Source organism: Microbacterium flavescens, assembly GCF_018588945.1.
Classification (GTDB): Bacteria; Actinomycetota; Actinomycetes; order Actinomycetales; family Microbacteriaceae; genus Microbacterium; species Microbacterium flavescens.
In genome coordinates, this window is sequence record NZ_JAFIWA010000009.1 from 12,540 (window position 1) to 33,094 (window position 20,555).

Annotated in this window: 15 protein-coding genes; 12 read left to right on the plus strand and 3 right to left on the minus strand. The window is 64.8% G+C overall.

The genetic code is table 11. The features are described 5' to 3' along the window. Positions 1–30: 30 nt before the first annotated feature. Genes JX005_RS14930 through JX005_RS14940 form a run of 3 tightly spaced genes read right to left on the minus strand, consistent with a single transcriptional unit; the run spans position 31 to position 3,425 of the window. Complete coding sequence (locus tag JX005_RS14930; protein WP_214468390.1) at positions 31–1,335, minus strand: glycosyltransferase family 4 protein; 1,305 nt, start codon at positions 1,333–1,335, stop codon at positions 31–33. Continuing rightward, entirely contained in the window at positions 1,335–2,525 is a 1,191-nt protein-coding gene (locus JX005_RS14935; protein ID WP_307858609.1) for an ABC transporter ATP-binding protein, read from the minus strand. The genes JX005_RS14930 and JX005_RS14935 overlap by 1 nt, the downstream gene beginning before the upstream one ends. After that, entirely contained in the window at positions 2,526–3,425 is a 900-nt protein-coding gene (locus tag JX005_RS14940) for an ABC transporter permease (RefSeq protein ID WP_307858610.1), read from the minus strand. Positions 3,426–3,581: 156 nt separating this feature from the next. Between JX005_RS14940 and JX005_RS14945 the strand changes: the two genes are divergently transcribed. The 12 genes from JX005_RS14945 to JX005_RS15000 all read left to right on the plus strand — a co-directional run bounded on the left by JX005_RS14945 (position 3,582) and on the right by JX005_RS15000 (position 20,486). Further along, positions 3,582–4,637, plus strand: a complete 1,056-nt coding sequence (locus JX005_RS14945) for an FkbM family methyltransferase (protein ID WP_214468391.1) — start codon at positions 3,582–3,584, stop codon at positions 4,635–4,637. Beyond that, positions 4,565–6,148 (plus strand): glycosyltransferase family 4 protein, encoded by a 1,584-nt coding sequence (locus JX005_RS16425; protein WP_214468392.1) that lies wholly within the window; start codon positions 4,565–4,567, stop codon positions 6,146–6,148. The genes JX005_RS14945 and JX005_RS16425 overlap by 73 nt, the downstream gene beginning before the upstream one ends. Positions 6,149–6,201: 53 nt before the next feature. Next, positions 6,202–7,695 carry a glycosyltransferase family 4 protein gene (locus tag JX005_RS14955; RefSeq protein WP_214468393.1) on the plus strand — a complete coding sequence of 498 codons (1,494 nt, stop codon included), beginning with the start codon at positions 6,202–6,204 and terminating at the stop codon, positions 7,693–7,695. A gap of 483 nt (positions 7,696–8,178) precedes the next feature. Continuing rightward, positions 8,179–10,713, plus strand: coding sequence for a hypothetical protein (locus JX005_RS14960; RefSeq protein WP_214468394.1), 2,535 nt, complete (start codon positions 8,179–8,181; stop codon positions 10,711–10,713). A gap of 108 nt (positions 10,714–10,821) precedes the next feature. Continuing rightward, entirely contained in the window at positions 10,822–11,973 is a 1,152-nt protein-coding gene (locus tag JX005_RS14965; protein WP_214468395.1) for a glycosyltransferase family 2 protein, read from the plus strand. Positions 11,974–12,012: 39 nt separating this feature from the next. Further along, positions 12,013–13,086 (plus strand): nitroreductase family protein, encoded by a 1,074-nt coding sequence (locus tag JX005_RS14970; RefSeq protein ID WP_214468396.1) that lies wholly within the window; start codon positions 12,013–12,015, stop codon positions 13,084–13,086. A gap of 9 nt (positions 13,087–13,095) precedes the next feature. Next, positions 13,096–14,073, plus strand: a complete 978-nt coding sequence (locus tag JX005_RS14975) for a lysylphosphatidylglycerol synthase domain-containing protein (protein ID WP_214468397.1) — start codon at positions 13,096–13,098, stop codon at positions 14,071–14,073. Then, positions 14,070–15,296 (plus strand): polysaccharide pyruvyl transferase family protein, encoded by a 1,227-nt coding sequence (locus JX005_RS14980; protein ID WP_214468398.1) that lies wholly within the window; start codon positions 14,070–14,072, stop codon positions 15,294–15,296. Before JX005_RS14975 ends, JX005_RS14980 begins: the two co-directional genes overlap by 4 nt. Before the next feature lie 120 nt (positions 15,297–15,416). Further along, a complete protein-coding gene (locus tag JX005_RS14985) occupies positions 15,417–16,583 on the plus strand; it encodes a nucleotide sugar dehydrogenase (RefSeq protein ID WP_214468399.1) in 1,167 nt (388 codons plus the stop codon). A gap of 272 nt (positions 16,584–16,855) precedes the next feature. Beyond that, entirely contained in the window at positions 16,856–18,217 is a 1,362-nt protein-coding gene (locus tag JX005_RS14990) for a sugar transferase (RefSeq protein ID WP_307858611.1), read from the plus strand. Between the two features lie 48 nt (positions 18,218–18,265). Continuing rightward, positions 18,266–20,116, plus strand: coding sequence for a DUF4012 domain-containing protein (locus JX005_RS16430; protein ID WP_214468401.1), 1,851 nt, complete (start codon positions 18,266–18,268; stop codon positions 20,114–20,116). Between the two features lie 154 nt (positions 20,117–20,270). Continuing rightward, positions 20,271–20,486: an Rv0909 family putative TA system antitoxin gene (locus tag JX005_RS15000; protein WP_214468402.1), complete on the plus strand. Its 216-nt coding sequence runs from the start codon at positions 20,271–20,273 to the stop codon at positions 20,484–20,486. The last annotated feature ends 69 nt before the right edge of the window (positions 20,487–20,555 follow it).

A 20,555-nucleotide genomic window follows, 5' to 3' on the forward strand; every position in this document is an offset into this window, starting at 1 on the left:
GGCGAGACAGAGCGCTTCGCCTCATCGATTCTAGGACGTGCGCCGCCGGTCTCCCGATTCGACTTCCAAGGCCGCCGCCATGCGCTCCGTGAAGCGCTCCTGCGTGAAGAAAGCGACCTGGTCCGCCGCATGTTCGGCGAGCGACATTCGGAGGCCGGCATCCGTCACGATGCGCACGAGTGCGTCAGCGATCTCGGCGGTGTCGAGCGGGTCGGCTATGTAGAGCGCGGCGTCTCCTCCAGCCTCCGGCAGAGCGCCCACCCGGCTCGTCACCACGGGCTTGCCGTAGGCGAGCCCCTCGAGCACCGGCAGCCCCAGGCCCTCATAGACGGACGGGAAGACGACGGCGTTGCAGTTCGCAAGCAGCACATGCTTCTTGGCCTCGCTCACCCGGCCAGTGAAAACGATGTCCTGTCGCACGTCTCGGCGCAACGCGCGGTAGTGCTCGTCGATCTCGGCGTAGCTCTCCCCGGGCGATCCGACGATGACGAGGGGCATGCCGATAGTGGGGTGCGCGATGCGGAAAGCGTCCATCAGCCGCACGAGATTCTTGCGGGTCTCCAGAGCCGAGATGAAGAGCAGATATCGCCCCGACTCGAGCAGCTCGTTATCCAGTATCGCTGCCTCTTCGGACTCTGATACAGGCGTGCCGACGGGGTGTGCGACCCCGTAGACCTCGTACACGCGAGCGTCCGGTCGACGTTCGCGCACCTTGGCGGATGTATCTCGCGAGATGGAGAGGAAGAAGTCGCTGCCGCGGATCGCCGTCGAGATGGATTGGCGGAAGCGCTCCCGCGTGCCTTCTCCGATCTCGCTCAGCTCCAGGGGCATGAAGTCATACATCACCTGTGCCAGCCGGGCGGGTCGCACCTGCTTCGCGGTGAGCGGGAGGGGAGCTCCTGCTATGACGAGGTCAGCGCCCACTTTTCGTGCCGCGCGGCGCACGAGCCATCGGAAGATCCGGAGGCGACGCAGGTGGAAGAACAGGTAGAGCAAGGGGATGTTCACGGCGAAGGCCGCTCCGCCGAGCAGGCGGCTCGCTTCACCCGGCCGCGGCCGGATGACCTGCCGCCGCAAGGGCGCGCCGCGCAGGCCCTGAGAGACGGCGAGGATCATGCCGTTCTTGAGTCCCCCGGCCTGGCTGAGAATCGTGGTATCGCCCGAAGCCAGGTAGTCGACAGCGTGCGTGTAGGGGTCGCGGCCGTCGGGAACGAAGCCCGTGAGCAGGCCGACTTCGTGCCCTGCGGCGGTAGCACCCGCGACCACGGAGCGCACAATGCCGGCGATGCCCCGGCTCTCCTCCTCGAACTGCGGCGCGACGATCAGGATGCGCATCAGTGCAGCTCGATCCGCGCGGCCGAGTACACCGGGCCGTCGCTGAGCTTCAGACCCCGCACGGTGAAGGTGCCGGCGCGTGCCATTTCGCCGATGGCCAGGTCGTCGGCATCGCGCACGCTGATTGCCACGTGGTAGTCACCGTCGCCCACCCAGAGTGCCGGAACCGCGACGGTGAATCGCTTCGTCCCCGGCTCGGATGGAAGGCTGAGCCCGAGATGCTCGCGCGAGTCGATGGCGGTGTAGAGATTTCCCATGCCGTCTTCGATGCTCACGCGGAACGCCCAGTCAGGCACGACCTCGGGGAAGTCGACCACGCAGTCGAGGCGAACGCCGTCTCCCGGAGTGAGGGTCGCGCCATCGGTCAACGCCTGGCCGCCCGCATCCGAGACATGGACTGCGCCGAGTCCCGCCGCGTGGGGCGAGCGAACCGCTGATTCCTGGCGTGCGGAGTCGAGCGCTGGCTGGTAGAAGTCGTGCAAGGTAGCCAACGCCAGCCGGGGCTCGTCGTCGGCGATGACGTTTCCGTGCTGCAGCAGGATCGCCCGGTCGCAGAGGTCGGCGACCTGGGCGGGGGCATGCGACACGAAGACAATCGTTCGGCCCTCACGCTGGAAGCGACGTATGCGCTGCATGCATTTCGCCTGGAAAGGCTCGTCGCCGACCGCTAGGACCTCGTCGACGAGCAGGATGTCGGGGTCCACGTGCACCGCGATGGCGAACGCCAGTCGCACATACATCCCCGACGAGTAGAACTTCACCTGCGTGTCGATGAAGTCGCCGATCTCGGAGAACTCCACGATGTCATCGAAGTAGCGCCTGGTCTCGGCCTGTGAAAGTCCCAGCACGGACGCGTTCAGGAAGACGTTCTCACGTCCGGACAGGTCGTTGTGAAAGCCAGCGCCGAGTTCGAGCAGTGCGGCGATGCGTCCACGCGTGGCGATACGCCCTGCGTTGGGAGCGAGTATGCCCCCGATGAGTTTGAGCAGCGTCGACTTGCCCGAACCGTTAGGGCCGACAAGCCCCACTGACTCTCCCGATGAAATCGAGGCCGACACGTGGTCTAGCGCCGTGAAGGTCTCGGTATGCAGTCGCCCCTGGCGCGAGTTGACTATCGCCTCTTTGAGCGACTTCTGCTTTCGAATCGTGAAGGTCTTGACGACGTCCTCAACACGGATGACTTTTGTCACTCAGAGCTCCTGGGCGAAATCGCGCTGCAGCCGATCGAAGACACGCTGGCAGATGAAGAGCGCCACCAGGCCTACGCAGAGGGCGATGACCAGCAGCAGATTGAGACTTTCGGGGAACATCTCGTCAGTGCCGTCGTTCCACATGACGCGCTGAATGCCGAACACGGCAAGCGTGACCGGGTTGCACAGGTAGATCTGCGTGAAGAGCTCCGGCATGACGTCTTTCACCATGGCGAAGCTGTACACGATGGGCGACAACCAGAAACCGATCATGAGTGCCAGTTCGACGATGTAAGTCATATCGCGCAGGTAGACATTCACTGCGCTGAGCACGAACGCGAGCGCAAGCGCCCAGGTGAGCGTTACGAGGATCGCCAGTGGAAGTGCGACGAAGTGCTCGAGGTTCACGCCACCGGTGAAGAGAGCTGCCGCCAACAGGATGACGAACTGCAGTCCGAAATTGAACAGGGCCGAGCCGACGATCGACAGCGGGAAGATCTCGCGGGGCAGATGCACTTTCTTGATCAGTGCTGCGTTTGCGACCATCGTCCCGGTGCCCTGGCCGACGACCTCGCTGAACAGGCCCCAGACGGCAAGGCCCGCGAAGATGAACACGGCGAAATCGGGGATGCCTCGAGCGGCTCCCAGAAACTGGCCGAGGACCAGGTAGTACATGCCGAGCTGCACGAGCGGCCGGGCGAGACTCCACAGCATACCCAGCACGGAATCTTTGTACTTCGCCCGAATCTCCCGGCGGGTCAGCAGGCCGAGCAGTTCCCGGTTCGCGAAGAGCTCGCGCACTGATCCCCACGTGCCGCGCATGACGCCCGTGGTGGGCGTGACCTCGCGCCACGGGGCGTCGGCGAGCCGGCTCGCACGCTCGGCCGCAGCGTCTTCCACCTGGATCCTCTCGTTGTGCGTCGGGCCGCACGAGCGCCCCTCGCCGGGCAGGGTGCCGCTGACGTCGTCAACAGTCTAGGCGGACCGTCCGATCGACCGACCGAGAGGGTGTCCGTCCGAGGCGTTTCTCAGCGACCCGCTTGGTAGGATTCCTCGGTGACCCCCGATCCCTTTGTCTCGTACGGCCAGAACCACGAGGATGTCGTGTTGTGGCGTGCGATGGGCGGCGTTGTGGCGGGTCGCTACGTGGAGGTCGGAGCTAACCACCCGACGGACGATTCGATCACACGCGCCTTCTACGATCGCGGTTGGAGTGGACTCACGGTCGAGCCGGTCCCGACCTTCGCGTCGTTGCACCGGGCGGAACGCCCCCGCGACCGGCAGATCGAAGCTGCGGTGACGGACGCGGATGCCGAGCAGGTCACGCTGCACGTATTTCCGGGCACCGGGCTGTCGACACTTGTCGATGACATCGGGGTGCTGCACGTCGACGACGGCAAAGATGCGGAAGACCTTGCCGTGCAGACAGCGCGTCTCGATGCCCTGTTGGAGGCCACGGGGTGGGCCCACGACGACATCCAATTCTTGGTCGTGGATGTTGAAGGAGCCGAGGCGCGTGTGCTGGCGACGATCGACCTCACTATCTGGAGGCCGTGGGTGCTCGTGATCGAGGCCACACTGCCGAACAGCACCGAGTCGACGGCCGGAGAGTGGGAGCCGGCCGTGCTCGCGGCGGACTATGAGTTCTGCCTGTTCGATGGTGTTTCGAGGTTCTATGTAGCAAAGGAGCACATCGACCTCAAACCTGCCTTGTCATATCCGGCGTGTGCGCTCGACGGCTTCCGGGCGAACCGCGAACAGGTCCTCGCGGACGAGTTGGCAGTGATGACGTCGCACTTCACCGCCGAACTCGCGGCACGAGATGCCGAGCTCGAGGCAGTGAAGTCCCAGGCCGAATCCGACCTGGCCCAGGCCACCGAGCAACTGCTCTCGTGGCGTGCTCGCTCGCTCGTCTCGTGGGCTGAGGCGATGGTCGCCGACGGGTCTTCGCCGGTCACCTCGTCCGCCGAACTGTCGGCCGCACGTGATGAGATTCACCGGCTGCTCACTCACATCCAGGTGATGGAGGGCACGGTCTCGTGGCGCATCACTGCGCCGCTGCGCGCCGTGCGCAAGGCGCAGTTCGCAATCACGGGGCAGCGGAGCCGATGACGACTGCACCGGACGAGTCTGCGGCGAACGCCCAGGCAGCCCACAAAATACTGCAGGCGCTCGGCGACCGCCTTCGTGAGGCGGCTCGTCACTCGCTGGCGGCGATGCCTGCGGCACAGGACTCCGACCCGGCTCGAGCCGCGGCCACACTGCTTCACGCGCTCATCGAGGCTGTAGCACCCTCTGCAGCGATCGCTGAGCGCTGGCTGCTGTTCACGGCCGTGCACACGCGCTACCCCGGCACCGCCGAATTCCTGAGATTCTCTCGCGGCTTGCAGTCTCGCACCACCGAGGATTCCATCGAGGCGCTCCTGATCAGCTGCCTGCGCTCTCCTGGGTCGTACATCGCCACGGGTATGCGCGTGGTCACTGACGTGCCAGTCGTGGAGGTCTATACGGCGGCGACGACCGGCTACGTCACCGGCATACAGCGGGTCGTCCGCGAGACCGTACCCCGCTGGGCGGCCCGTGGCCCGATCGCGCTTGTCCGCTGGAACGACGAGCACTCGGCGCTGCAGTCGCTCACCGCGCAGGAGTCGGCGCGCGCGGGTGGGACGGGGCGTGGGGATATCGCGTCGTCCGATCCTGAGCTCATCGTGCCGTACCGCACTGACGTGGCCTTTCTGGATGCGCCGCGTGGGGGCAGCGCCGACGGATGGGCGGCGATGGCACGGTTCTCGGGCAATCGCGTGCACCATGTCGGCTACGATCTCATCCCGCTCACGAGTGCCGACCTGCGAGAGCCAGGCGAGTCAGCCGACTCTACGGCGTTGATCTCGGTGGTCAAGCATTCGAGCTCCGTGGCGTGCATATCGGCGGCGACGGCGGCCGAGTTCGACGGGTACGCCCAAGCGCTCCCGGCGCAGGGCCTCGCCGGGCCGGAGGTGCGTGCCGTACCGCTGCCGGAGGTGACTGTGCAGCACGGAAGGACTCCCGTCAGCCGTGACCGCGACACGGGTGAACGTGTGGTCATTGCTTGCCCGGGCACTCGTGAGAAGCACAAGAACCACGAGGCGATCCTTTGGGCGGCCGAACGACTTTGGCGCGACGGGCTCGAGTTCGAGCTGCGCTTCATGGGCCGCATGGGCCGCGACCACTCGTCGTTCCTGGGTGTGCAGAATCACCTCATCATGCGCGGCCGGCGCATCGTTGAGCTCGGGTTAGTGAGCGACGACCACTTGTGGGAGGAACTCGCGAGCGCTGACGCCGTGGTATTCGCTTCCTTGCAGGAAGGCTTCGGGCTGCCCGTCGTCGAGGCGCTGTCGGTAGGCACCCCCGTCATGACGACGTCGTACGGTAGCCAGGGCGAGATCGCCCGAGGTGGCGGTTGTATAACGGTCGACCCCCGCGACGATCAGTCGATTACTGAGGGGCTGAGGCGACTGGTGAGCGAACCGGGGCTGCGTGCACAACTGCGAGCCGAGATTGCTGCGCGGCCGCAGCGCAGTTGGGACGACTACGCCGATGAATTGTGGTCGTTCTTCTTCGCCAACGAGGTGAGCGCGCGGTGATGCGTAGCGTGTTTCGGCTGTCCAAGGGCCGTCGACCAGGATCTGCCGCGTCGATGACGGAGCTCATGGGCGTCAAGCTGCCTGCCGTCCGGCTTGCGACTCTCGCCGACGCGCTCGGCAAGCCTCTGCCCGCCGGCCACGACGACGAGGCCGTGGCAGCGATCGTTGATCCTGCAGACTGGTCGCAGGTGTGGCTCGCTCTTGCTGTGCTGTCGGGCCGCCTTCCCGATGAGGCGGTGGTGACGCGAGTAGCGCGGGAGGCCGAGTTCGAGCCGCTCGGGCTTGCGAAGGCGATCGTTGCGCAACTCCCTCCGGGAAATGCCGTGCGCTCCGTGCGTGTCGTGACGAACGTGGTGGTCGATGTCGGCAATACGGCGGCAGCTTCCTTCACCACCGGCATCCAGCGTGTCGTGCGTGAGACGGTGAGTCGCTGGATGGCTACGCAAGACGACGTCCTGCCTGTCGCGTGGACGGCGGACTTCGGTGCGATGCGCACGCTCACCCGTAGCGAGGCCGCGTCCTTCGGCGTCGATGATCCCGGGCTGCCGATCGCTCCAGAAGACGCCGACCTGGTGGTGCCCTGGCGCGCGGTGATGACCACCGCCGAACTCGCCGCCGAACCTGAACGCAGCACACGCATGCGCGCTCTGAGCCGGTTCAGTGGGAATCCCTCGGGTTCGATTGCCTACGATCTTGTGCCCGTCGTCGCGGCTGAGACCACTGCGGCCGGAATGTCCGACGTATTTGCCCGCCACCTCACCGCCTTGCGTTACAACCGCCGCATCGCCACCATCTCGCACTCCGTGGCTGACGAGTACGAAGGCTGGAAGTCGGGCCTGCGCGCAATCGGCATGGCGGGACCGGACGTTGTAGGGGTGCCCTTGCCCGTGGTGGCGGGTGTCGCAAGCGACGACGGATTCGCCCAGGCGCGTCAACAGCTCGTGGTCGAGCCATGGCCGATGGTGCTCGTGGTGGGATCGCATGAGCCGCGAAAGAATCACCTTCCTCTGCTGGAGGCGGCCGAAAAGCTGTGGTCCGAGGGACTGTGCTTCTCGCTCGCCTTTATCGGTGGGCGATCCTGGGGCGGTGCGGAGTTCGCAAGCCGCGCCGGGGGGCTCGTCGCGGCCGGGCGACCCTTGCGGATCGTCGCCGGCGCATCGGACGACGTCATCTGGGCCGCCTACCGACTGGCACGGTTCACCATGTTCCCCTCCTTCTATGAGGGTTTCGGACTTCCGGTGGCCGAGTCGCTCGCGTCGGGCACGCCCTGCATCACCTCGGGATTCGGCAGCATGAAGGAGATCGCCGAGGGCGGAGGAGCCATCCTGGTCAACGCATACTCCGACGATGACATCCGCGAGAAGATGCGACTGCTCCTCACCGACGATGCACTCATCCAGCGACTGCGTGCCGAGGCGGCCGCCCGTTCGCCGCGCACGTGGGACGACTACGCGACCGATCTCTGGGACGAGCTCGTGGTGCCGCTTCGGCCCGAATGCAGGCGTTGGTCGGAAGAGGGTCGGCGCGATCGGAGCGCAGCATCCTAAGGAGCCAGAGCGGCACGAGGGGTTGTACCAGCGCCATTTCTTCGTTGAACAGCGCCGGTACATCAACGAGAGTTCGCTGCGCGCGCGAAGCATCGTCGACGAGCGGGGATTCCGTCTGAAAACAGATCTCGTCGACCGCTCCTTTACGAGGCCAGGTGGCAAAGATCATGCTGATTACGCCAACCGAGGACGGTGTGACCTGCCGTGTTCTACGGTTCGAAACGTAGTTCGCAGCGACCGGGTGGTTAGAGCGATCGTTACTGGAGGGCGCTCCCGGCAGATCGCAGAAGGTATGAAGACGGTCCGCTCGCCGACTGAGAGCGAAGAAGAATTCCCCAGCAATTTGAGGATCGGAGGAGGTAACCGATTGGCACCGACCCACGAGCCTGTTTCGGCGCGCTCCGGCTCTCCCTTCTTGCTTATGTCCGCGCCCCTTGGCGAGGATGGCCAGGAAATTCATGGCCGAGCGCATCAGCTAGATTGGTGGAAACGACGATCACTGGCAAGGACGGTACCGTGCTGACAACACTGGGGATCGTCGTGTTCTTCTCGGTCGCCGCCACGATCGTCGGGCTACCGGTGGCCCTGAGGCTGCGGCGCGACGGGGAAGGCTGGGCACGGGTGGCGGCGGATGCCCTTCCCCTCGGCATTGTGCTTGCCACGCTGACCGGCACGGCTGGCGTTTGGCTGGGCTGGCCGGCGGTGGTAGTTTGCATGATCGGCTGGGTCTCGCTCGTCGTCCTCGCCGTGTTGCGGTTGCGCCATGGCGACGCCCCGGTCCGTCCGACTCGTCCGCGCCGCATCTGGTTCGCGATCCTGGTCGTTGTCACCGCCGTTGGAGCGGTTGTGCTGCGACTGCACGAGGTGGAGTTCGTGCCGTGGGTCGGTGACATGGGGGCGTATGTCAACTGGGCAAACGAGTTCGTGCGATCCGGACTCTTCACGGCCAATTGGCCTCCGTTATTCCCGCTGCTGTTGACCGGCTCGGCCGCCGTGTTCGGCACCGCTCACACAACAGCAATCGTCGCCGTCTGCGGGTTCGCGCTGCTGACATCGGTCGCCGTATTGCTGTCGCGTCTCGGCGTGCCTAGCGGCTTTGTGCTGGCTGCGGTGGCCGTGCTGGCTATTCACCCGCATGTGATCTGGTACGCGACGTTCCCAAGCAGCGAGGCGCTCAACGCTCCCCTCTTCGTCGTGTGGGCGGGCCTGGTGCATGCAACGTTGGCGGTGCCGCGGCGCATACTCCCCGCCACCCTCGGAGCGCAACTGCTCGTCATCACGGCGCTCTCATTGCTGCGCGGGTCCGGGGTGTTTTTCATTGTGCCGATAGTGACCCTCCTGGTCGCGACCCTGGCGGTGCCCGACTGGCGTGCTGCTCGCCGGCGCACGGCTGCGACGGCGGCTGTAACCGTGCTCGGGGCGGGCGTCGGGTATTGGTACGGCATTGCGAAGATTCCCGGTTATTTCGTGGACATGCAGGTGGCCAATCTCGTTCCGGGACCGTTGGTCAACATGCTGCAGACGTTTGGACTCCTTGACATGGGACCGGCCGCCGTCGCCGCCATCCTGCTACCGGTGATACTCCTCAGTACGGTCGCGTGGCGCCTCCCGGATACCCGCGCCGTGCGGCTCACGCGCGCGCCGGCGAGTCTCGGAATTTCGGCCGGTATTGTGATCCTGCTTGCGACCGTCGCTTGCCTCGCAGCGGGAGCGCTCACCGGCGGCATTCTCGTGCGAATCGGGCTGGGGTTCGTGATCGCAGCAGCCGTGACGTTCGCGTTGCTGCCCCGAGCTCGGCGCGGCGCCTCCTTTGATCTGCTCTTGATGCTCTTCGCCGTGAGCATCGTCATGTTTCTCGCCCTGCACACCGTGCGGCTTGGGCCCGACCGTGGTCATTCGTTCTACATATATTGGGACCGCTACCTGGTGAGCGAGGTGCTGCCGGCGCTGATCATCGTGAGCGCGCTGGGCGCCGCTGCACTCTGGCCCCTACTCCGCTCGCGCGCCCTGAAAGCCACAAGCGCGGCGGTTGCGGGAGCTGCGATCGTTGGCATGTCTGCGGGACCTGTAGCGCTTCAGTCGTCGGGCACCGAGATGGCGGGCGCCTACGACTTCACCGGACGACTGGCGGCCTGGGCTGAGCCAGGCGACACCGCGATGTGGTCGAGCACGGACGGAGCGGGGGTGGTGGGCTGGGGATTTCCCAACACTTGGATGTCGTTCGCGGTACCGTTACGCCGCACATTCGGGATTGATGTCATAAACGGCGGTCAGGGTCGACCCAACTTCTCCAACGACGAAGTGCTCGACGAGGAACTGGTCTCCGACTACCTCGCCTGCAGACCCGGTGTGAACGAGGTGCTCGTTTACGAGTTGTCGGGCACTGGACCGACGATCGGGCAACGACTAGACGAGCCAGGCTGGAGCACGGAGAAGCTCGGGTTTGAACGTGGCGTCGTCACCGTGCTCCACCAGCCGGCGTCGCAGGGTTGGCTGCCGATCGGTTTCGACGTGACCGTGTGGCGAGTCACCGCGCCGGTTGACGCCAGTGAGACCGATGAATGCCCGACGACCGCTCCGCCCCCAGCTGCAGTACCGGCAGATCCGACTTGGGCGTTCCATGCTGGCAGTGCTGCGGTCGGAATGCTCGGCGACGGATGGTCGGAGCCAGAGTCGTGGGGCACGTGGTCCGATGGCGGAGAGGCGTCGGTGCATCTAGCTCTTCCCGAATCTTGGTCAGGCGCCGCGAGACTGGCGGCCAATCTCGAGGCTTACGTCCCGACTGGTGGCAATGCCCAGCGCGTCCAGGTACACGCGGGGAACAACCTGCTAGGGGAATGGATGGTCGGGTCGGCCACGACGCTCAACCTGCAAATTCCCACGACGGCGATCGCTAGGGGCGGCATCGATCTAACCTTCTCGATGCCTGACGCGGTCTCCCCTGCAGACTCAGGGGAGTCCGCCGACGAACGCATGCTCGGCGTGGGGCTGCGCAGCATTACACTCAGCGCTCCCTGACGTGAGGAAGCTGGGTGACGGCGCGTCGGTAAAGGCCGGGTAGACTTGGGTGTCGGACGTGGCCGGCACAACCGCAGTGTCGCCGCCCCCAGCGATTTAAGGTCATACATGCGAGTCTTCGTCCAGGTGCCGTGCCTCAACGAGGAGGCGACGCTTCCCCTCGTTCTGAACAGCATCCCGAAGCACATTGATGGCGTGGACGAGATCCACGTTCTGGTCGTCGACGACGGCTCGTCGGACAGGACGATAGAGGTCGCGCGCGAGCTTGGCGTCGAGCACTTCGTCTTCCACACGCGCAACATGGGCCTCGCGCGCTCCTTCCGCGACGGCGTGGACTACGCGCTCCAGCACGGCGCCGACATCGTGGTCAACACCGACGGCGACAATCAGTACCCCCAAGAGCGGATCTCGGACCTCGTCCAGCCTATTCTCAGAGGCGAAGCCGACATCGTCATCGGCGATCGCCAGACCAAGACGATCGCCCACTTCTCGCCGTTCAAGAAGGTCATGCAGGGCGTGGGCAGCACCATCGTCAACTTCGCGGCAGAGACCGACCTTCCGGACGCCGCGAGCGGATTCCGTGCATACTCCCGCGAAGCTCTCATCCGGCTCAACGTCGTGACGCAGTTCAGCTACTGCATGGAGACGATCATCCAGGCCGGCAACAAGCGCCTGCGTATCGCGAGCGTCCCTATCAAAACGAACCCGAAGACGCGGGAGTCGCGGCTCTTCAAGAACATCTTCCAGCACATGGGTCGCTCCGGTCAGGCGATCATGCGCAGTTACGTCATGTTCAAACCCCACGCGGTCTTCCTCACGCTCGCTGCGCTGTTCCTCGTCGGCGCCGCCATCCCGTTCGGCAGATTCCTGACCCTGACGTGGCTCGGCATGGCAGGCGATCACATCCAGTCGCTCATCTTCGGCTCCGCGATGCTGGTGGGGGCGCTGCTCAGCGTCGCACTGCTCGTCATCTCGGACATGCTGCGCACAAACCGGACCCTCGTCGAGGACGCGCTCGAACGCATCAAACTCTTGCAGTACGCGCCCGATCGTCTCATCGATCCAGCGGCGGTGACGTCGGCAGATGCCTCACACCACCCGTCGCTCCCCGTGAGCGTCGACGCCGTCGAGGCGCTGCTTGCGCGGCGAGACCATCGTGCGCCGATCGACGATCCGGCAACCGTTGCCGTCGTTGCGCGCGAGCACGAGATGGACCAGGACGGCGCCCGACCCGACGTTCCCGAACCCGCGTCGCGCTGACCGCATCTCATCTGCTCGTCGAACCCATGGGAGACCCGTGTGCTTAACACGCTGAAGCGCATCGCGAAGGATCTGCTCGCAATCACCTGGATTCGTCGCGTCTACGAGGTCGTGAACCGCGTCGTGCTCGAGACGTTTGGTTCGAGCCGCGTCCTCACCCACTTCTGGTACTTCGTGAGCTTCATCACATTCAATCGCGAGCAGTCGGCCGTCCTGCGCGGTAGGCGCGACTATTACCGAAACAAGCATCGTGACCGCGTGACGCATGTTGAGCTGCGCCGCAACGTCCACAGGCTGGAGAAGGGTCTCATCATGCGGCCTCGCCGTGATGTGTTCGCCCGGGACTACATCACCGAGACGATCGAGTTCTACGAGGAGGCCGTCGGCCAATGTCGCGTATCTCCGGGCACGATGGAGCAGAGCGAGATGGACTGGGCGCATGACGTGCTCAGCGAGTACTTCCGCGTCGCGGTTGGCGATGACGCGACCGTCCAGGCCGCTCGCGCGCGGTTCACAGCAGCGGAACACCCAGGTGAGTTCACGGGCAAGGTTCCCTATGTCAAGCAGCGCTTGTCCGACATCGACTACGAGTCACTCGAGTCGCTCGTCATGCAGCGGCGCAGCGTGCGGTGGTTCGAGGACCGTGAGGTCCCTCGTGACCTCGTTGACAAAGCTCTGCTCCTGGCCCGTCAGGCGCCGACGGCCTGCAACCGGCTCCCATACGAGTTCCGCATCTTCGACGACCCTGAGCAGGTCAGGGCGGTCTCGGCGATCCCGTTCGGAACGGCTGGCTACGCCCACAATATTCCCGCGGTCGCCGTTGTCATCGGGAAGCTGGAGTCCTATTTCAGTCCCCGCGACCGCCACGCGATCTACGTCGACAGCTCCCTCGCGGCCATGCAATTCATGTTGGGTCTGGAGACTCAGGGACTCAGCTCGTCCGTCATCAATTGGCCCGATTTCGAGCCGCTCGAGCGGAAGATGCAGAAGTACCTCGGACTGTCCCTGACGGACCGCGTCGTCATGCTTATCGCGATCGGCTATGCGCACCCAGAGGGCATGGTGCCGTACTCGCAGAAGAAGGAACTCGACACCTTCCGACGCTACAACTGATCGGTCGCAATGATCGACGCAGCATCCTTCCCGCGCTGGGGGAAACGCGCCATCCGCTGGGGTATCACCGTGCTGGTCCTCGGCGTCGTCGCGTACTTCTTCGCTGTCGCGCTGTGGGAGAACTGGGACCGCATCGCCGACGAGCACCTCGCGTTCGACTCCCTGTGGATCCTCGCCACAATCATGTTCGCGGTCGCTGTACCGCTCACGGGACTCCTATGGAGAAGGATGATCCGGCTGTTGGGTCCGGAATCCCAGGGCCGCCTCACCCGCGTCGAGGCGATCGTCGTGCAGTGCGCCTCATGGCTGCTCAAGTACATCCCCGGCCAGGTCGGGTCTGTCGTCAACAAAGTCGTGTGGGCCGGCAAGAAAGGCGTCAGCCGCTCGCTGGTGGTCATCACGTTCGTTTACGAGAACGTGTTTCTTCAGATCGCATCCCTGGTCCCGAGCGTAGTGATCCTGCTCGCGAGTCTGGGGCCGCAGATCTTCGGCGACAACGCGACTCTGCTCATCCTGCCGCTCCTCGTGCTCGTACCGATGATCGCCATCGGCTACAAGCCGTTCTTCCACCTGCTCGTCAACATCCCAGCGCGCCGCGTGCTCAAAAGCGAGGTGCCCCCGGACCAGTTCCTAAGCTCCTGGCAGGCCGTCCGCTTTTCATTCGAGTTCCTCGGCCCGCGCGTTCTCAACGGCATCGGCTTCGTCGTTCTCGCGGGAACCGTTGCCGACATCGGCCCCGAGCACTGGCTGCCGTTCGCGGCCGCGTATGTCCTGGCTGGCGCCGTCGGCATTCTCGCCTTCTTCGTGCCGAGCGGTCTCGGCGTCCGGGAGGCGATCATCGTGCTCATCCTGAGCCAGTACATTCCCGTCCCGGAGGCGATCGTCATCAGCCTGCTCGCGCGACTTCTCAGCACGCTCGGCGACGGCCTGGTCGCCCTCCTCTACATCGGCCTCCGCCGCACCATCCCGAAGGAGTTCCGTCCATGACAGGTCCCCGCATCACGATCATCGGCTCCGCCCTGTCGGGCAACAAGGGGGCATCGGCGATGCTCGAGGCCGCGATTCAGACACTCGGCGAGCGACTGGACGATCCGAAGTTCACGCTGCTGAGCATGTACCCGGAGGAGGATGCCGCGCAGAACGTCTACTCGAACCTCGAGATCGTCCCTGCAGCGCCGCGTCAGCTCGGCGTGACGATCAACGCGCTGGCTCTCGCTTATCGCCTTCTGCCGTTCCTCCGGCGAACCCTGCGCGCGAATTCGCGGGCGGTCCGGGCACTCGCGGAGTCTGATGTGCTGCTCGACCAGGGCGGGATTACGTTCACCGACGGACGCGAGAAGTTCCTGCTCTACAACGTGGCGTCGATCCTCCCTGCGCTGAACACGCGCACGCCTGTGTTCAAGTGTGCGCAGGCCGTAGGCCCCTTTCAGAATCCGGTCAACAGATGGGCGTCGAAGACGTTCCTCCCGAAGGTCCGCACGATCGTTACGAGGGGGAGGATCACCCACGAGTTCGCGGAGGGCCTCGGATTGACGAATGTCGTGGCGGGTGCCGACTACGCCTTCTCCCTCGAGCTCGACGGCACCGAGCACGACGCGGTGGCGGAGCAGGTCGACATGTCGTTCTTTGACGGTGATGTCGTGGGAGTGTGTCCCAGTGTCGTGCTGCAGAAGAAAGTGGACGCGCGCGGCGGTGACTACATCGGCCAGCTCGTTCGGTTCATCGAATCGCTCCGGGCCCAGGGTAAGCGAGTGCTCCTGGTTCCACACAGCGTACGCACGGGGACTGGCAAGACACACAACAACGACCTGCCGCTGTGCCGTGAGATCCATTCGCGCCTGCGGCTAGGCGACGACCTGCTCTTCATCGACCGCGAGCTGTCGTCTCAGCAGCTGCGGTACGTCATCGGCCGCTGTTCGCTGTTCGTCGCGAGCCGCTTTCATGCAATGGTGTCTTCACTCGCGATGGCCGTGCCAACTCTCGTGATCGGCTGGAGCCACAAGTACCGGGAAGTCCTTGAGATGTTCGAGCTGGAGGAGTGGGCATTCGGCCACGACCAGCTGACGCCCGAGCACCTTAGTGAGCGATTCGCAGCGCTGGATGCGGCACGAGCTGAGGTCAAAGCCAAGCTCGACGCCCACCTTCCGGAGGTCAAGGCGCGTTCGATCATGCAGGCCGACCTCATCGTGGCAATGGTCGCTGCCGACTGACGACGCCTGCGTCGCTGCCTGTCAGGTCGCGTCGCTGAGGAGTTCGACCGCCAAGCCGCGCGTCCAGGCTGGGCGGGCCGCTCTCGGAGAAGGGCGTCGCACGCCGGATACGCTTTCTCCATGAAGATCGCCATTGCCGGCACAGGTTATGTGGGCCTGTCGAACGCCGTCGTCCTCGCGCAGCGCCACGAGGTGGTCGCAGTCGACATCGACCCGCACAAAGTCGCCTTGCTGGAGAAGCGACTCTCGCCCATCCTCGACCCCGACCTCGAGGAGTATCTCGCGACGCGTGATCTCGATCTGACGGCCACGCTCGATCACACGGCCGCTTACGGTGATGCGGAGCTCGTGATCGTCGCGACGCCGACAAACTACGACGAGGAGACCAACTTCTTCGACACGTCGTCGGTCGAGTCGGTGATCAATGACGTGATCGCTGCCAACCCCAACGCCGTGATCGTGATCAAGTCGACCGTCCCGGTCGGCTTCACAGCCAGCATGAGTGCGGAGCGTCCGACAACATCCATCATTTTCTCGCCCGAGTTCCTGCGCGAGGGGCAGGCGCTTCACGACAACCTGCACCCGTCGCGAATCGTCGTGGGAGATCGGGGGCCAGCGGGACAGCGGTTCGCCGCTCTGCTTGTCGAGGGCGCCCTCGACGAGGACGTTCCGGTGCTGCTGACCGACTCGACAGAGGCTGAGGCGATCAAGCTCTTCGCCAACACCTACCTCGCGCTGCGCGTTGCCTACTTCAACGAGCTCGACACGTACGCCGCCGTGCACGGTCTCGACTCACGACAGATCATTGAGGGAGTCGGACTCGACCCGCGCATCGGCACGCACTACAACAACCCGTCATTCGGTTACGGCGGGTACTGCCTGCCCAAGGACACCAAGCAGCTCCTCGCGAACTACTCCGAGGTGCCGCAGAATCTCATCGCGGCCATCGTGGACGCGAACAGCACCCGCAAGGATTTCGTTGCGGCCGACATCCTCGCCCGCAACCCCGAGACGGTCGGCGTCTACCGCCTGGTCATGAAGTCGGGATCCGACAACTTCCGGGATTCGTCGATCCAGGGGATTATGAAGCGAGTTAAGGCGAAGGGAGTCAACGTCATCGTCTACGAGCCATTTCTCGACGACGCAGACTTCTACCACTCGGAGGTCGTGCGTGACCTGGAAGACTTCAAGGCGCGCGCCGATGTCATCATCGCGAACCGGTCGACGGATCTGCTCGCCGACGTGGCACACAAGATCTACACGCGCGATCTCTACGGCCGGGACTGACGCGCGGCGCGATCTCGGCTCGAAGGCCCACGTAGTAGCCTGGATGACGACCCCGGCTGCTGGCCAATGCCGTCGGGACAGGTATGAACGCAGGCTACGGAGCGGATGCTGTGACGGCTGGGCCGGGCGAACGGGCGAACGAGTTCGATAGTCGCTACCCGTCCCGGGACACCCCGGTCGAGAACGATCCAGGATCGGCCATGCCTCCCCAGCGTCGCGAACCGCAGTGGGTCCGTCGGTACGCGAGCCGGCTGTTCTACTCGGACGCTGCTGTGGTCGCCGGAACACTGGTGGCCTACGGACTGATCGCCCTCGACCAGGTAAGTCAGCCAGTGTCGTGGCCCGACGGGCCCAGCATCCCTTACTGGCTGCTGCTGCTTTTGCTCGGCGTCGTCTGGCTTCTCGCGCTGGATGCGATGGACACCCGCGATCGGCACATGGTCGGGCACGGGATCACCGAGTACCGGCGGATCGTGAACGCCACCCTCACGGTTTTTGCAATCGTCGTGGCCGCCGCCTTCTTCATCCGCATTGACATCGCGCGCTCTGTGTTCATCGTGGCGCTCCCGATCGGACTGACCGCACTTCTGCTGTCGCGCTGGCTGTGGCGCCAGTGGCTGCGCCGACGCCAGCGGCGCGGCGCCTACGTGTACCGTGCGGTCGTCGTGGGGGAACGCTCCAAGGTCGCCCACATCGCCCAGCAGATCCGCCGAGCGCCGGATTCCGGCTATGTCATCGTCGGCGCGCTCACCACCGGTGACGGCGAGGCCGTCGCCGAAATCCCCGTGCTCGGGGACTTCACTGCTGCGGGCAGCGCGGTGGATCAGGTTGGTGCGGACACTCTCATCGTCGCGGGATCGGATGAGCTAGACCCCGTCACGATGCGTCGACTCGGATGGGAGATGGCGGACAGGGACGTGAACTGGGTCGTCGCGCCGGCGCTCACCGACGTCGCGGGTCCACGCATCCACGCGCGGCCGGTTGCGGGTCTGCCGCTCGTACACGTGGACTTCCCGAGTCTGGACGGCTACAAGCGCTTCGCGAAGCGAGCCTTCGACATCGTCGGGTCGTCGCTGCTTATCCTGCTCTTCCTGCCGATCATGATCGCGACGGCCGTCACGATCCGCATCGACGGCCCAGGGCCCATCATCTACCGGCAGATGAGGATGGGGCGTCAGGGGCGCGAGTTCGGAATGGTGAAGTTCCGATCGATGGTCGCAAATGCGGACGACCAGCTCGCCAGCCTCCTCGATGTGCAGGGGACAACGGACGAGCCGCTCTTCAAAGTCACAGACGATCCGCGCATCACCAGGGTCGGACGATTCATCCGCAAACACTCGATTGATGAGCTGCCGCAGCTGTTCAATGTCCTCTTCGGTCAGATGAGCCTGGTAGGTCCGCGCCCGCAACGCGCTGCCGAAGTCGCGCTTTACGACGACGACGCTCACCGCCGGATGCTGGTCAAGCCGGGCATGAGCGGCCTCTGGCAAGTGAGTGGGCGGTCCACGCTCTCGTGGGAGGATGCGATCCGTCTGGATCTTTACTACGTCGAGAACTGGTCGTTCACACAGGACCTTCAGATCCTCTTCCGGACGATCGGCGCAGTCGTCACTCCGGGCGAGTCAGCGCACTGAAGCGCGTCTCTCGGCGGGATCCCAGCGTCTCCCCGCTACCATCTTCTGGTGTCCCCCACGCAGAACGCCGGCCGTTACCGCCATGGCCGGGCCGGCAACCACGCGTCGGCGCCTCGGCGCCGGCGCCGATGGCCGTGGGTCCTGCTCGGGACGTTCGTGGTTCTTGGAGCGGTAGCGGCAGTCGGCGGCGTTTTCGCGCTGCAGGCGCTTGACGTGCGGGACGGGCTCCTCCAAGCCAAGGCGAAGCTGGGTACGCTGACCGAGGCATACAAGAACGGCGACGCGGCGCAGATGCAAGCACTCGGCGCCGAGGTGCTGGCGCTCACGACACAAGCCGATGAGACCGTGCAGGGGCCGCTGTGGGATGCCGCGTCCGTTCTCCCTGTCGTCGGCGTCAACGTGGCCGCAGTCAAGAATGCGACTGAAGCTACACATATCATCGTGCGCGACGCGCTGCCTGCAGGGATCGAGCTGCTCAGCGTGATGTCCCCCGACAAGCTCAAAGTCGAGGGCGGTGGCATCAACCTCGCACCTTTCCAGGACGCGCAGGTTGTGATTCCCGACATCAAGACGGTGCTCTCGGAGGCTCAGTCCAAGATCTCCGCAATCAACCGCGATGAACTCCTTCCCGTCGTGGATGACGCGGTGGGGCAGCTGGTGACCGTCGTCGATGAAGCAGCGCCGATGCTCGACCTCGCCGAGGAGATGCTGCCGGTTGTGCTGCGCATGGCCGGCTCGGAAGGTCCGCGCAATTACCTGGTGCTCTTCCAGAACAACGCGGAGATTCGCGCGACGGGTGGCAACGCCGCGACCTCGGCAGTCATCCACGCCGACCACGGCAAGATCGAGAAGGTGGAAGACGAGTCGGTGGAGGCGTTCAAGAACGCCGGTTATAACGGCTGGTTGCAGTCCGATCTACCCGAAGCGACGCTGGCCCTCTACGAGCACGACTTCGACCTATACGCACAGAACTTCTCCCGCACTCCCGATTTCCCGACGACGGCTCACATGTTCTCGCAGCTCTGGGAACAGACCAACGGGACCCCGCTCGACGGAGTGATCTCGATCGATCCGGTCGCGTTGTCGTACATGCTCGCGGCCACCGGTCCTGTTCCGCTGGAGGACGGAAGCGAGATCAACAGCGAGAACGCCGTCAAGCTCCTGCTGAGTGACAGCTACGAGCGGTTCGGCACGGATGGAGAAGCCGCCGACGCCTACTTCTCCGATGTCGCCTCGCGCGTGTTCGAGAAGATCTCGAGCGGCTCATGGAGCCCGACGGTCATGATCGAAGAGCTGACCCGCTCCATGGATGAAGACCGCCTCTACGCCTGGTTCCCTCGGGAGGACGAGAATGCGCTTGCGTCCGAGTTCGGCATCGACGGCGCGCTCTCGCCGGACAACACCGCGTCGACCCAGGTGGGGATCTACCTCAACAACGCGTCCTACAGCAAGCTCGAGTACTACCTCTCGACGTCGATCACCGTGGCCTGTGATGCCGCGGCGCGCACGGTGACCACATCGCTCACAATGAACTCAGCCGTGCCGGGGTATGACCTCAGCGAGTACACCCTGGCGTGGCGCAACCCGTCCGAGGGCTTGGACCGCACCACCATGATCCTGGACACTCTGTCGGTAGCACCGCCTGGTTCGACGATCACGCAGGTCGATCCAGTCGACGGCGACATCGCCCGGTGGAACCGCGACGGCGTCGAGAAGGGGCACCCTCTGGCGAGCCGCACGATGCTGATCGGGATGGGCGAGTCGAAGACCGTTTCGTTCACGGCGGCGCTTCCCGCGGGCGATCTCGGCCCGCTCGAGATTCGCTACTCTCCGACGGTCACGCAGACCCCTGTCGCGATCGACGACTCGTGCTCGGCGCTTTTCCCAGCGGCCGACTGAGCGTCCTCGGCGCCCTCCGCACGGCGAAGATCCGTTCGACGAAGACGAGGAAGCGGCACGGGTCGCGGCCTCCGGCCCTCCCCGCCCCTTCCCTCCGCGCGCCGGTACCGCCAGAATGGCGGCGTACGCCCGCCGGGCGCCGAAGGAGTGTGAGATGGGTATCGACGACCTGGTGAATCAGGGCAAGGACTTCCTGGAGCAGAACAAGGACAAGATCGATGACGTCCTCAAGTCCGATCAAGCCGAGGACGTGAGCGACAAGGCCCTCGACGCTGCGGCCGAATTCGTCAAGAAGGTGGCCCCCGACAGCATCGACCAGCACGTCGACGGCGTGCGCGACAACATCGACAAGTCGGTCGGCAACCAGTAGAGCATCCGTTCGAACGACTCAGCGGCCCGGGACATGTCCCGGGCCGCTTCGTCGTATGCCGGGGAAAAC